Source organism: Mucilaginibacter sediminis, from assembly GCF_051903035.1.
Taxonomy (GTDB): domain Bacteria; phylum Bacteroidota; class Bacteroidia; order Sphingobacteriales; family Sphingobacteriaceae; genus Mucilaginibacter.
The window spans coordinates 3,680,267-3,693,539 of record NZ_CP170602.1 but is presented as its reverse complement, the minus strand read 5'-3'; the positions used below and the strand labels follow the sequence as shown (position 1 = coordinate 3,693,539).

At 43.7% G+C, this 13,273-nt stretch carries 10 protein-coding genes; 5 read left to right on the top strand and 5 right to left on the bottom strand.

Annotated elements, in window-relative coordinates; all coding sequences use genetic code 11:
• Positions 1-17: 17 nt before the first annotated feature.
• Complete coding sequence (locus tag ACFGVS_RS15075) at positions 18-2,318, top strand: DPP IV N-terminal domain-containing protein (protein WP_439699222.1); 2,301 nt, start codon at positions 18-20, stop codon at positions 2,316-2,318.
• Positions 2,319-2,398: 80 nt separating this feature from the next.
• Here ACFGVS_RS15075 and ACFGVS_RS15070 read toward each other — a convergent pair whose 3' ends face one another.
• Positions 2,399-3,370: an alpha/beta fold hydrolase gene (locus ACFGVS_RS15070; protein WP_439699221.1), complete on the bottom strand. Its 972-nt coding sequence runs from the start codon at positions 3,368-3,370 to the stop codon at positions 2,399-2,401.
• 87 nt (positions 3,371-3,457) lie between these two features.
• Here ACFGVS_RS15070 and ACFGVS_RS15065 point away from each other — a divergent pair, with 87 nt between their 5' ends.
• Positions 3,458-4,312: a LysR family transcriptional regulator gene (locus tag ACFGVS_RS15065; protein ID WP_439699220.1), complete on the top strand. Its 855-nt coding sequence runs from the start codon at positions 3,458-3,460 to the stop codon at positions 4,310-4,312.
• 21 nt (positions 4,313-4,333) lie between these two features.
• Here ACFGVS_RS15065 and ACFGVS_RS15060 read toward each other — a convergent pair whose 3' ends face one another.
• From ACFGVS_RS15060 to ACFGVS_RS15050, 3 genes are all read right to left on the bottom strand, one after another.
• A complete protein-coding gene (locus ACFGVS_RS15060; protein ID WP_439699219.1) occupies positions 4,334-6,127 on the bottom strand; it encodes an LTA synthase family protein in 1,794 nt (597 codons plus the stop codon).
• A gap of 139 nt (positions 6,128-6,266) precedes the next feature.
• Entirely contained in the window at positions 6,267-7,466 is a 1,200-nt protein-coding gene (locus ACFGVS_RS15055; protein WP_439699218.1) for an aminotransferase class V-fold PLP-dependent enzyme, read from the bottom strand.
• 136 nt (positions 7,467-7,602) lie between these two features.
• A complete protein-coding gene (locus ACFGVS_RS15050; protein ID WP_439699217.1) occupies positions 7,603-8,064 on the bottom strand; it encodes a GNAT family N-acetyltransferase in 462 nt (153 codons plus the stop codon).
• A gap of 93 nt (positions 8,065-8,157) precedes the next feature.
• Between ACFGVS_RS15050 and ACFGVS_RS15045 the strand changes: the two genes are divergently transcribed.
• Positions 8,158-9,600: a PLP-dependent aminotransferase family protein gene (locus tag ACFGVS_RS15045; RefSeq protein WP_439699216.1), complete on the top strand. Its 1,443-nt coding sequence runs from the start codon at positions 8,158-8,160 to the stop codon at positions 9,598-9,600.
• 266 nt (positions 9,601-9,866) lie between these two features.
• The gene (locus ACFGVS_RS15040) at positions 9,867-11,090 is read left to right on the top strand and encodes an MFS transporter (RefSeq protein WP_439699215.1); all 1,224 of its coding nucleotides are present in this window, start codon (positions 9,867-9,869) and stop codon (positions 11,088-11,090) included.
• 365 nt (positions 11,091-11,455) lie between these two features.
• Here the strand turns inward: ACFGVS_RS15040 and hmpA are convergent, their stop codons facing one another.
• Positions 11,456-12,667, bottom strand: coding sequence for an NO-inducible flavohemoprotein (gene hmpA / locus ACFGVS_RS15035; protein ID WP_439699214.1), 1,212 nt, complete (start codon positions 12,665-12,667; stop codon positions 11,456-11,458).
• Between the two features lie 135 nt (positions 12,668-12,802).
• Here hmpA and ACFGVS_RS15030 point away from each other — a divergent pair, with 135 nt between their 5' ends.
• The gene (locus tag ACFGVS_RS15030; RefSeq protein ID WP_439699213.1) at positions 12,803-13,243 is read left to right on the top strand and encodes an RrF2 family transcriptional regulator; all 441 of its coding nucleotides are present in this window, start codon (positions 12,803-12,805) and stop codon (positions 13,241-13,243) included.
• Positions 13,244-13,273 lie beyond the last annotated feature (30 nt).

The following is a 13,273-nucleotide window of genomic DNA, read 5'->3' as shown; positions in this document are numbered from 1 at the left end:
ATTTTCATCTGTCTCCGATGCGATACACTCGTTTTTGTTTGTTGCTGGTTTTTTCAGCTAACTTTAGCTATGCCCAAAAGCCGGCGGTTACACCATATTTGCCAACCCATCAACAAATGCTGCAGGCCTATGCCAATGCCGACAGGCTGGATTCTGCCTGGAAAAAGATCCCGGTTGTAACCAACATCAGGCCCAACTGGCAGGCAAACGGCAAGCAATTTTGGTATGACAAGCGTGCCGGGGCCGATGCTACTGAATATTACTTTGTTAATGCCGAAAAGCAAACCAAACACCAGGCCTTTGATACCAAACAAATGGCCAATGCAGTGGCTGCCGCGTTAGGGAAACCTGTGCCCGCAAATAAACTGCGCATCACGGCTATGTTTTATGGCGCCGATGAAAAGCAGATTACTTTTAAAACCGGCAAAAACTGGCTTAAATGCGATTTAAGTAATTACCATTGCGAAAAAACTACCGATACCGTTTTTAAGGATTTCGACCCAACCGCCCCGCTGCAAAAACGCACCTATCGCTGGGAGGCTAATGTTACCGATTCGGTTTCTCCCGATAAGCAATGGACGGCTTTTATCAGGAACGGGAATTTGTATGCCAGGGCCTTAAAGGGCTCTGCCGAAATACAGTTTACAACTGACGGTACTAATGATAAGCCGTATGCCGAAATCACATGGTCGCCGGATAGTAAGCATTTAGTGGCTTACCTTACCGATCCTAAAAAAACAAAAAAGGTATACTATGTATTAAGTTCGGTACCCGGCACTACAAGGGGGCAGCTCGAATCGCATGAGTACGACCAGCCGGGCGATGAATTTACATCGTACCAGCCTTTTGTTTTTAATATTGCCGATAAAAGTAAACTGCCCGTTGATGCCGAAAAGATTGATTTTTTTGGGGCGCCCATACTGCACTGGCGCGATGTTAACAGCCGCTTTTACACTTATGAAAAAGTTGACAGGGGACACCAGCGGTTCAGGGTTATTGAGGTTGATGTACAAACAGGCAAAACCCGCAACATCATCGACGAGAAAACGAATACTTTTATTTACGAGCAAAGGCTATATACGCATTATCTGCCCAAAACCCATGAAGTAGTATGGATAACCGAAAAAGATGGCTGGCGGCATGTTTACCTGGTTGATGAGCTTACCGGCAAAGAAAAGCTAATTACCAAAGGCAATTGGGTGGTACGTGATATTGATAGCGTTGACGTAAATAAAAGGCAGCTATGGTTTACTGCCAGCGGCAAAAACGCAGGCGAAGACCCTTATTTTATTCACTATTACCGTATTGGTCTCGATGGGAAAAACATGGTTGACCTTACCCCGGAAAAGGGGAATCACCGACTTACTTTCTCTCCCGATAGAAAATATTATATCGATACTTATTCGGAGGTAAATGTCGCGCCGCGTATGGTGCTCAAAAATACAGCTACGCTGAAAACTGTTATGGAACTGGAACATCCTGATATAGCGCCCTTATTATTAAATACCGGCATAAAACTGCCCGAAGTGTTTGTAGCAAAGGGGCGCGATGGGGTAACCGATATATGGGGCGTAGTTTATCGCCCTGCCAATATGGACTCCGCTAAAAGCTACCCGGTAATTGAAAATATTTACGCCGGGCCGCAGGATTCATTTGTGCCTAAAAACTTTGCCGCCGTTAACGAAATGCAAAGCATAGCCCAGCTTGGCTTTATGGTGGTACAAATTGATGGCATGGGCACTGCAAACCGCTCCAAAGCTTTTCATGATGTATGCTGGCATAACCTTGCTGATGCAGGTTTTGCCGACCGTATTTTATGGATGAAAGCGCTGGCGGCAAAATACCCGCAAGCTGATATCAGCAGGGTGGGCGTTTATGGCACATCAGCAGGCGGGCAAAATTCGGCCGGTGCGGTATTGTTTCATCCCGAGTTTTATAAAGCGGCGGTATCTGCCTGCGGCTGCCACGATAACCGGATAGATAAGCAGTGGTGGAACGAGCAATGGATGGGTTACCCTGTAGGCCCGCATTATGCCGAACAATCAAACATCACAAACGCTGCAAAACTACAGGGTAATTTAATGCTGATAGTGGGCGAGGCCGATACCAACGTACCTCCCGAGTCCACCTATCGTTTTGCTGATGCGCTGATAAAAAACAATAAGTTTTTTGATTTGCTTACCGTGCCGGGCATGGGACACGGCGATGGCGGTGTTTATGGCCGTCAAAAGAAGCGCGACTTCTTTGTTAAACATTTACTGGGTATTGATCCTCCGGCACGGAATAGCGGCGAAAAGGCATCAACCGCCGGTTTTTAAGTCGGGGAAGCATGATAAATGGAAAAGCACAGAGCGATATGCCCTGTGCTTTTCTGTTGGTGCGCCTGTGCTTTTTTAGCTTAAAGCCCCGCCATGAAATTTAAAATATCGCCGCCAATTTCGTTAACATGGGTTTCTAAAGCGAAGTGCCCGGTATTATAAAATTTAACAGTGGCGTTAGGGTTATCGCGTTTGTAAGCTTCGGCCCCTGCTGGTAAAAAGAAGGGATCTTTATTGCCCCAAACAGCCAGAAATTTGGGTTTGTATTGCCTGAAATAGGCCTGGAATTTTGGATACAGTTCCACATTGCTTTTATAATCCTTCATCAAATCCAATTGAATCTCCACGTTTCCGGGACGATCTAAAAAATGCTGATCTAAAGTATAGCTTTCGGGGGCTATCAATGATGGATCGGTTACGCCTTCGTGGTACTGAAACCAGGTTATTTTTTCTGACACGAAGTCTTTCAGTGCGTCCCTGTTATCGGGCGACTCGTGTTCCCAGTACCGCTGGATGGGGTTCCAGGCGTTACTTAGGCCCTCAACGTAGGCGTTGCCGTTTTGCGATATGATGCCGGTGATTTTTTCGGGATTGGCCATTGCCAGCCTTAACCCGGTTGGCGCACCATAATCAAATATGTACAGTGCAAAATGTTTAAGGCTAAGTTCGTTTATAAAAGCCTGCATGGTATTGGCCAGGTTATCAAATGTGTAGGCAAACTGGGTATGGTCGGGCGCGTCTGAATAGCCAAAGCCAGGCAAATCGGGGGCTATCACGTGGTATTTTTCGCTAAGTATGGGTATCAGGTTCCTAAACATGTGCGATGATGTTGGGTAGCCATGCAGCAATAAAATTACAGAGGCATCTTTTGGTCCGGCTTCACGGTAAAATATATTCAGCCCGTTAGCTTTAATGTTGCGGTAATAAATTTGAGTAGTTTCCATGGTGTTGTTAATGGGTTTTAAATGTTCGACAGCTAACGCATGCAACTGGCTACCTACCAGGCTGACTGCTGTTAATAGCGAAAGTGTTGTTTTTGTTATGTTTTTCATCTGCTGTTTTGCTTATTCAAAACTAACTCTTACATTTGATTGTTAAAAACGATTTATAATGATTTATATAATCATATTTTGTGATTTATGAATACCAACGATCTTAAAATATTTGAAGCCGTGGCGGCCAATGGCAGTTTTACCAAAGCCGCCGAATCAATGTTTACAGTACAATCAAACGTAACGGCACGCATTAAAAGTTTGGAAGAAGAATTTGGCACCGAGCTTTTTACACGAACATCGCGCAAAGTTGAATTGACGGCAGCCGGGCAAACTTTGATGCAGTACAGCAAACAGGTAGGCCATTTGATTGAGGAAGCCAAAAAAAACATCCAAAATGCCGACCAGGTTAAAGGGCATATAAAAATAGGTTGTATTGAAACAACCATGGCACTCAAAGCCCCCGCAATCATCAGCCATTTTGCAGATACCTATCCAGAGGTTGAGCTCGAGTTCAGATCGGCTATGGCGGGCAGCCTTATCAGCGATGTTATGAACTATAAATTGGATGCAGCTTTTGTGCCTGCGCCGGTTAACATTCCCGAACTGGAGCAGGTGATGATTAAAGAAGAGCAACTGGTCATTTTAGCACCGGCCGGCATCAAAAATATTGACGACGCCATTGCCTTTAGTCCCTTAAAAATTGTGGTATTTGACCAGGGTTGTGTTTTTAGGGCAAGGTTGGAATCGTGGCTTGGTTCAAAAGGCATCATTCGCTATAAAAGTATTGTGGTTAACTCCATCGAAGGCATCATCAACTTTGTAGAAGCCGGCCTGGGTGTCAGTATATTACCAGAGGAAGTGATTAGCCAGTATTACAGCAACCGAAAGATAAATACCCTTGCTATGAATAAGGAAATAGGCACCATGACCACAGTACTGATAACCCGGAGAGATGTACCGCAATCAAGAGCATTGAAAGCTTTTTTGGATATGTATTGATTGTTATAAAACGCATATATCCTACCTCAAATAATCCGTAAATACCTGCTGCATAAAAGCCTTGGCATAATCCAACGTTTTATCAGTATAAGCTTTTGGTGCCTTCTTGTTTTGGATATAGCTAACTGTTTGGCCTGCGTTATCGTAAGTAACAGCCTGGTTGGGCAGCATAAAGCCCATGCCATTATCCCAGTCGAAAAATGCGAAATCCCGGCTATAGGGGTTCAGTAAATTCTTCGACCATTTGAATTGCTGATGTGGCAGGTTCAGCTGCGCCAACAGGGTAGCCGCTATATCCGTTTGGTTGCCCAGTTTTTTTACCCTCAGGCCGCGGTATTCCGGTTTAATGGCATCGCCAAAAAACAGTAGGGGGATGTGGTATTTACGTGGTTCGTAAGGCTCCGATTTATCGAGCGGTAAGCGGTGGCCATGATCTGCCACTAAAATAAACAGGGTGTTTTTGTACCAGGGTTGTTTTTTTGCCGCATCAAAGTATTGTTTCAGGCTGGCATCTGTATAATATGCGGTGCTCCTGAATTTGTTGCCCATATCATCGCCGGGGAAATGTGGCGGAACTGGAAGCTCAAAAGGCTCGTGGTTGCTTAGGGTTTGTACATAGCTAAAAAACGGCTTTTGTACTTTGTTCAGATAGCTGATATTCCGCCTGAACAAAATATCGTCGTGAGCGCCCCATTTGGAGTTCATTTCTTTAGCTTCAAAATCTCGTTTATCTACCAGGTCGGTTATTTTGTGGCTTAGCAGGTAGGCTTTAAAGTTCATGAACTCGCTTTCGCCGCCATAAAAGTATGATGTTCGGTATCCCTGGTCGGCAAAAACAGTGGATAGCGCCGGCAGGCGTTCCTGCCTTTCGTTATCAATGATAATTGTGCGCGTGGCCTGCGACGGGAAAGCGCTTATAATGGCTACAATGCCTTTGTCGGTACGGTCGCTGGCCGCATATGCGCTATCAAACAAAACCCCTTGTTTTATAAAATCTTCAAAGTTGGGTGCATCGCCCTTTTCGCCGCCTAATGATTCAATTAAATCGGCAGTAAAACTTTCCAGTTGAAAAATAACCACGTTTGGGCGGTTGGTTGTTAGGATATGTAAAGTGCTGTCTTTTTTTACGGCGTACATACTATCAACCATCGCCGAAGCCTTTTCGGCAGGCATAAACACGTAAGGATTGCCCGGCGATTCCAGGTTTTCTACCACGTTCTGGATCAGGTTCCATTCGGTGTTTAATGCCGATTGGTTAAGGATAGGCTTTGGCGAGAAATAGGCATTGCTTTGGGCTATAGGCGCTACCTGCAGGCCACCACGGATAATGAGCAGGGTTACACCCAGCAATAAAACCACGATAACGGGCTTGAGAATCAGTGGTGCGTTGGGCTTTTTAAAATCAAAATCGATAATGTATTTCGACAGAAAAACACCGCAGGCTATTAACGCCACAAACAGCGCAAAAGTTAAAAATAGCGGCGACGAACTTGATGCTGCAAAAGCCTCGGATGGCGCGTTAAAGAAAACATCAAACGCCCTGAAATTTACCTTGGTGCCCCATTCGCGGAAAATGTTGAGGTTAACAACCGTTACAATAGCGATGATAACCACAGCCAGGTAAACGTAAAACCTGAGCCATTTACTGCCGATGTGCTCTTTGGTAAACCAGTTAACACAGAATACAAGCAAGGGCACCGAACTGATGTATGCCGCTACCGAGGCATCCATCAGGAAGCCGTACTGAAAGGTTTGAGCTATCTCCGAAAAGCTGGCGCCACTGAGTTTGTTGCGAAAATAGACTTCGAATATCACACGGGTAATGAGGGCCAGTATGATCCAGAAAATAAAAAATCGGCAAAAACTGAAGAGGCTCCTTAACATCGGTTTCAAAAATAACTATTTAAACCTGATGTTAAGAAGCCTTTAATGTAAGGTAAACATAATATGGACTTTAGCTGACAAGCATACTTTTCAGCTCGGTACAAAGCACCTGAATCTCGGCCTCTGTGTTATAATAATGCACCGATGCCCTCACGTTGTTTAGCAAGTGGTTTTTATCCATATAAATTAGCGTGGATATGGCTTTGCCAACCGATACATTGATGTTTTTACCGGCCAGCTTATTTTTTACAAGCGCGCTCTCCAATCCTTTTACCGAAAAAGTTACTATACCGCATTGCTGCGCGCCAAAATCATGAACGGTAATACCATCAATCGCGGCCAGTTCACGGCGCAACAGCGTGGCTAAATACTGTATGCGCTCCCAAATCCTGTCTACGCCGATGTTTAAGGCATAGTCCACCGCTTTACCAATCCCGAGGGTAAGGGCGCGATTTTTCTCGTACAGCTCAAATCGGCGGGCATCGCTTCGTGGTTTAAAATCATGCAGGCTTACGGTTGGCGCACTGTAGCCATCCATAAACAAGAGCTTCAACGAGTCCTGGATTTCCTTACGCACAAACAGAAAGCCTGTACCTCTTGGTGCCCGCAGATATTTACGGCCGGTTACCGATAGCATATCGCAACCAATCTCCTTTACATCCAGCGGGATTTGTCCGGCACTTTGGCAGGCATCAACCAAATATAAAATGTTGTGTCGGCGGGCTATTTTCCCAATCTCCACAATCGGGATCATCCCGCCTGCAGTTGAAGGGATATGCGTCATGGCTATCAATTTAGTTTTTGGTGATATTGCTTGTTCAAAAACATCCAGCGGGAAATTGCCCTGCGCATTGTTCGATATTATTTTAAGGCTTACACCCAGCTTTTTTTGAGCGTTCAAAAAGCCGATGATATTGGTTACATATTCCATTTCGCAGGTAATAATCTCGTCGCCGGGTTTAAAATCAATACCGTTAAAGGCGATGCCCCAGGCGGTGCTTGCATTTTCAACAATGGCAATTTCGTCAGCATCGGCGTTAATGAGTTTGGCAACCAGGCTATAGGTATTATTTAATTGCTCCCGGTATTTATCTTCAATTTCATAGCCGCCAAGGGTGGCTTCTTCACGTAGGTAGTTAATTACAGTATCAACCACCACATCGGGGTTAAAAGAAGCCCCGGCATTATTGAAATGTATTTTTTGAGTTGTGCCGTTGGTTTCGGCACGTAGTTGCTGTATTTCCTGTTCGCTTATAGGGCTAACTTGCATCGTGTTTTAGTTTGGTGTGTAAAGTATGTTATCGCTGTACCCTCAGGGTCTCCTTGAAAAGGGACCCTGAGGGCGCCTGCTAAGTCCTGCGTGCTATTTCAGGGCCCGCTTCGAGAGACCCTGAGGGGACTAATAGTTATTGAAAATTTATCTCCATCATAATATCGGCGCGGCCATAAGTGCCTGGCGTAACCGGGATTTCTGTAAAGCCTAATTTGTGATAAATGTGAACAGCGTTTTTTAGTATGCGGCTCGAAAAAAGGATGAGTTTTTTAACACCCATTTCCCTGGCTTTATCAATACCAGCCTGGCATAAAAACTGACCGGCACCACCACCATGATAAGCCTTATCAACAGCCATTTTGGTAAGCTCATAAACACCATCCTCAATAAAGCGCAGTCCTACTGTACCAATAATAGTATCGCCTGCGGCTGCAAAATAAATTTTACCACCTTGTTTTAGCATGGCTTCGTCGGGGTTTTCCAAAACCCATTTGTCCAGCGGCTCAACCACAAAAAATTCTTCGAGCCATGCTTTGTTGAATTTTTCAAAGTACGACTGATACTTTAGCTGATAATCAATTAATTGAAGTTCCATTTTTAATAAAATTTTGATCATTACAAAGTAAAAGCATCTGCGTATAGCAAAACAGATTCAGATTTGTTAATTTTGATCATAACAGATTTTAAAATGGAGAAATTGATTGCCGGGGTTAACGATGATTTTTTATATGCGCAGATAGCTGCCCGTATTGAAACACAGATAAAACAGAATCTGTTAAAATCCGGTGATAAGCTGCCATCTGTAAGGGCATTAAGCCTTGAGCAGGGTATCAGCATCAGCACATCATACAAAGCTTATGTAGAACTGGAAAACATGGGCATGATAGAGGCCAGGCCTAAATCTGGCTATTACGTTAAGTTTTCGCCGTCAAGATTAACCAAAGCGCCCGAAACCAAACCCCCGCTGAAAAAGATTGAGCAGGCCACTGTTACCCAGATGATAGCCATGGTTTACCAAAACATGAGCGAGGAAAGTGTTATACGTTTGTCGCGCTCATCGCCGCCGCTAAGCCTTATCCCTATGGCTAAGCTCAGTAAATCCATGATGGAATCTATCCGTAAAAGCCCCACGGGTAATATCAATTATGAAAATTTGCAGGGTAATATTTCGTTACGCAAGCATGTGGCCAAAAACGCTTTTAATTGGGGCGGCAACATTACCGGGGACGATGTGGTAACCACGCAGGGATGCCTTGAAGCCCTGATATTTTGCCTGCGGGCGCTTACCAAACCGGGCGATACGGTTGCCATTGAGAGCCCAACCTTTTTCGGGATCTTTAATATAATGCTCAGCCTTGACTTGAAGGTGCTGGAAATTCCGGTTAATCCTGATACAGGTATTGATATTGATTACCTGGCCGAGGCTATGGATAAAGTGGATATTAAAGCATGCCTGTTTGTAACCAACTTTAGTAACCCGGTAGGCAGTTGCATGCCCGATGATAGTAAACAGCGATTGGTTAAACTAATAACAAAAAGGCAGATCCCTTTGATTGAGGATGATATTTACGGCGAAATTTATTTTGGCAAAAGCCGCCCGCGTACCTGTAAAAGCTATGATACCGAAGGCTGGGTGCTGTTATGCTCATCTGTCTCCAAATCAATTGCGCCGGGCTACCGGGTAGGCTGGTGCATACCGGGCAGGTTTAAAGACCAGGTTATCAATATCAAAATGATGCATACTATCAGCTCGGCCACGCCAACCCAGGCAGCTGTTGCTCATTTTTTTGAAACAGGCCGGTATGATCTGCATATGCGCAACCTGCGTAAAACATTGTACACCCAAAGCCTGCGTTATACCCAGGCCATTGCTACTCATTTTCCGCCAGGCACCAAAATAAGCCAGCCCCAGGGCGGCTATGCCCTGTGGATTGAGCTGGATAAAAATATTGATGCTTTTGAGCTTTACCAGCTTGCCATTGCCCAAAACATCAGCATTGCGCCCGGTCAAATTTTCAGCACCGATGCCCGCTTCACCAATTTTATCCGCATTAGTTTTGGTTTAACCTTTGATGGCGCAGTGGAAAATAGCTTTAAAGTTTTAGGAGATTTGATAAGGCAATTGGGATGAAATATCAGTGTCGTGTCAACGACAAATTGACCGATCGTTTTTAGCCTAAAGCCCTAAGTTCTAAGTCAAAAAAAATAACTTTAGACTTACGACTCAGTACTGTTGACCTAATACTACCCCGGTTTCAACTGTCGTCAAAAGATCATAAAAAACGGTAAATATATAACCGCTTACACAAACGGGGTATCTTTGCGACTTATTTAATAATTGACCGGAAAAAAGAGCTTTGGATAGCCCTTTCCACCCGTTCAGTAAATTTAATTAATATGTACTCAACGCTTTCTGTGCCAAAAACAATTAAACAACGGCACCAGGGTATTGCCAATTTACTGGCTTTTGCATTAATACCGCTTTCGGGCTTTGCAACTGATATATACATCCCGTCGTTACCTACCATGGCTGCCGAATTGCATGTGAGCAGTATCCAGGTGCAGCTTACTTTAACCTTGTTTTTAATAAGCTACGGCGTTACCCAACTATTTATTGGCAGCGTGCTTGATAGCTTTGGCCGGTACAATATAAGCCTGGCATGCCTGGTGCTTTTTGCTGTTGCCAGTATTGTTATAGCCACCTCTACCAATATTTATGTAATATACCTCATGCGGATAGTACACGGTATTACCGTAGCTGGTGTAATTGTTTCCAAGCGCGCTTATTTTATCGATCTGTTTTCGGGCGAAAAGCTGAAGCATTATCTTAGTATGTTTTCCATCATCTGGTCTACCGGGCCAATTGTAGCGCCTTTTATTGGCGGATACCTGCAAACCGGTTTCGGGTGGAAATCAAACTTTTACCTCCTGGCCATATTTGCGGCAGTATTTGTGGTTTTGGAGTTGATCTTCAGCGGTGAAACTTTGAAAAACTTTTCGGCATTCCATATCAAAAAGATCGGTGGCATTTATGCGGACATGATAAAAACCACCAGTTTTACCCTCGGTCTTATTATGTTGGGGCTTGCATACTGTATGGTGATGATCTATAACATGACAGGTCCTTTTATTATAGAGCATACTTTGCATCTATCGCCTGTTGTAGCGGGTTACAGCTCCCTGGTGCTTGGCATAGCCTGGCTTATAGGGGGGCTTATTGGTAAAGCCACCATCAACAAACCATTTTTTAACCGCATGGTGGTTAACCTTACCCTGCAGGTAATATTTGTAATAGTTATGCTGATAAGCATGAGGTATATAGCCAATTTATATACCATTGTATTTTTCGCTTTTATAATTCATATAGCGGCAGGGTTTACTTTTAATAACTTTTTTACTTATTGCTTAAGCCGCTTCCCAAAAAACGCCGGTATAGCCAGCGGACTTTCGGGCGGGATAAATTATGTTATCGTATCGTTTTTTAGCTATGGCATTGTTTTTCTGCTGCCCGCTAAAGATGAGCATAACCTGGGCTACAGCTATTTTATACTGATCATGCTATCGGTTATAGTGATGCTGATATTAAAAATGAAGAAGGAACTGCTGAGCGAAGGGGTATAAGTAAGAGTCATGGTGCCAGTGATTATAACCTGCCTACGCAACAATCTGCACTGTTTCAAATCAATCAACCAGGTGTAGGAGGTATAGCTGTTCGGAAGATTATAAAAAGCGGAGGATGTGTTATTCCTTCCCTGGGAAAGCGGGGGATAGGGTTTGTGGACTGTGGGGTCGCTACTAATCGAATGTAAAAGCCTGATTTAGAAATCCCTCCCTGCACCCGCAGGTGAAGAGAGGGATGGGCTTCGTCTCAACTGGATGAGTTTTAGCGTACATTCAAACTAACGTTTATGTAAGTTACATTTAGGTATAGGTAGGTGCCATGCAGTGATGGCCTGTTTTTTAAGTTTAGACAGCTTCTAATAGATTTAATTTAACTGTAATAGCTGCGGGCCAAATTCTTCAAAAAATATCTTGTCGGCATTTATTCCTGATTCTCTCAGGTCATTAAACTGTTTCTGGATAAAAAACGATGGCCCGCACAAATAATAACGGGTTTGTGGATGGTGCTGCAGATCTTCAATCCTGTTTATATCCAAATACCCGTCATGAATATCTTCGGCTATGTTTTCGGGCGATGGTGCATCATAAAAAATATGCTGGTTAAAATTTGAATTATTAATTGCCAACTCATTGATATTGTCTTTAAAAGCATGTACCGATTCATTGCGGCAGCCATGAAGCCAGGTGATGGGCTGTTTTGTTCCCTTTTGGGTTAAGTGTTGCACCATGCTCATTAAAGGAGTTAAGCCAACTCCACCACTAATAAACATTACCGGCGTATCTAAATTATCGGGCAGGGTAAAATTACCTGCCGGCGAAGTAAGTTCTACCTGTTTGCCTTCGGTAATTTCGTCATGCAATAAATTGCTTATCATGCCATTAACATCAACGTTTGCACCTGCTTCCCGTTTTACCGAAATGCGGTAATAATCATCATTTGGCGCACTTGAAATACTGTATTGGCGTATCTGGCTTATATTTAGCTGCGGAAGAAACAACTTGATACTGATGTACTGCCCCGGTTTGTGGTGCGGAACTTTTCCGCCATCGGCAGGGTATAGGTAAAAAGAACATATTTCCGCTGATTCCATTTCTCTACGGCCCACTTTAAATAAGCGCCAGCCTGTCCAACCGTTCGGTTTTAAAACCTGGTCCTGGTATAAATTTGCCTCATGGCCGCCCATTAATGCAGCTAACTGGTTATAAGCTACTTTCCAGGCTTCTGAAATTTCGGGGGTAGCAGCATCGCCTAAAACCTCGCTGATAGATGCCAGCAGGTGGTTGCCCACTATGGCATAATGCTCTGGCCGGATATCTAAACTGATATGCTTTTGGCCAATCCTGTCAACCACGGGTAACAGTACAGATGGATTGGCAATATTTTCTGCATAAGCAAGTACGGCCATGGCCAGGGCGGTTTGTTGTTTACCTGTTTGCTGGTTTCCCATGTTAAACATGTTTTTTAACTCGGGATTGTGTTTAAACATCCTGGTATAAAAATGAGTAGTTAGTAGTACGCCATGTTCTTTCAAGATCGGAACTGTGGCAAGGATGAGCGCTTTTTGATCGTTTGTCATAATAATATATTAATATCTTTTTATCCTAAATTGAATTGTTTAAGACTGATAAATAGTTCAACGGGGCAAAGCTAAGTTTATAATTAATAAAAGACAAAAATATCCTTTATTAATTTATTATCTTTGTTTTTAACAATGGCAATTTTTTCAAAAACATGTGAGTATGCAATAAGGGCCGTGTTTTATATAGCTCATAAAACAGTGGCCGACGGCAGTAGGGTAGGCATCAAGGATATTGCTGCCGGAATTGATTCGCCCGAGTTGTATTTAGGCAAAATATTGCAGGATTTGAGTAGAAAAGGTCTTATTTGCTCGGCTAAAGGCCCGCATGGCGGTTTTTTTATTGAACCGGCCGCATTAAAAAGGCCCTTGAGTGATATTGTAGAGGCTGTTGATGGCGACAGTTTGTTTCATGGCTGCGGTTTAGGGCTTAAGCAATGTTCGGAAATTAAGCCCTGCCCCCTGCACAATGAATTTAAAGATATCAGGACCCGGATATTCGTGTTGTTAAATACTACCACCATAGGGGAGTTTAACACAGAGTTGATAGATGGTTTATTGTCCTTAAAGAAATAGAACTCCAGTCGGCCTATTTAACATTTTACC

Coding starts and splice junctions, on each gene's coding strand:
- ACFGVS_RS15075 (WP_439699222.1), top strand. CDS start 18: ATGCGATACACTCGTTTTTGTTTGTTGCTGGTTTTTTCAGCTAACTTT.
- ACFGVS_RS15070 (WP_439699221.1), bottom strand. CDS start 3,370: ATGAAAAACATAACAAAAACAACACTTTCGCTATTAACAGCAGTCAGC.
- ACFGVS_RS15065 (WP_439699220.1), top strand. CDS start 3,458: ATGAATACCAACGATCTTAAAATATTTGAAGCCGTGGCGGCCAATGGC.
- ACFGVS_RS15055 (WP_439699218.1), bottom strand. CDS start 7,466: ATGCAAGTTAGCCCTATAAGCGAACAGGAAATACAGCAACTACGTGCC.
- ACFGVS_RS15050 (WP_439699217.1), bottom strand. CDS start 8,064: ATGGAACTTCAATTAATTGATTATCAGCTAAAGTATCAGTCGTACTTT.
- ACFGVS_RS15045 (WP_439699216.1), top strand. CDS start 8,158: ATGGAGAAATTGATTGCCGGGGTTAACGATGATTTTTTATATGCGCAG.
- ACFGVS_RS15040 (WP_439699215.1), top strand. CDS start 9,867: ATGTACTCAACGCTTTCTGTGCCAAAAACAATTAAACAACGGCACCAG.
- hmpA (WP_439699214.1), bottom strand. CDS start 12,667: ATGACAAACGATCAAAAAGCGCTCATCCTTGCCACAGTTCCGATCTTG.
- ACFGVS_RS15030 (WP_439699213.1), top strand. CDS start 12,803: ATGGCAATTTTTTCAAAAACATGTGAGTATGCAATAAGGGCCGTGTTT.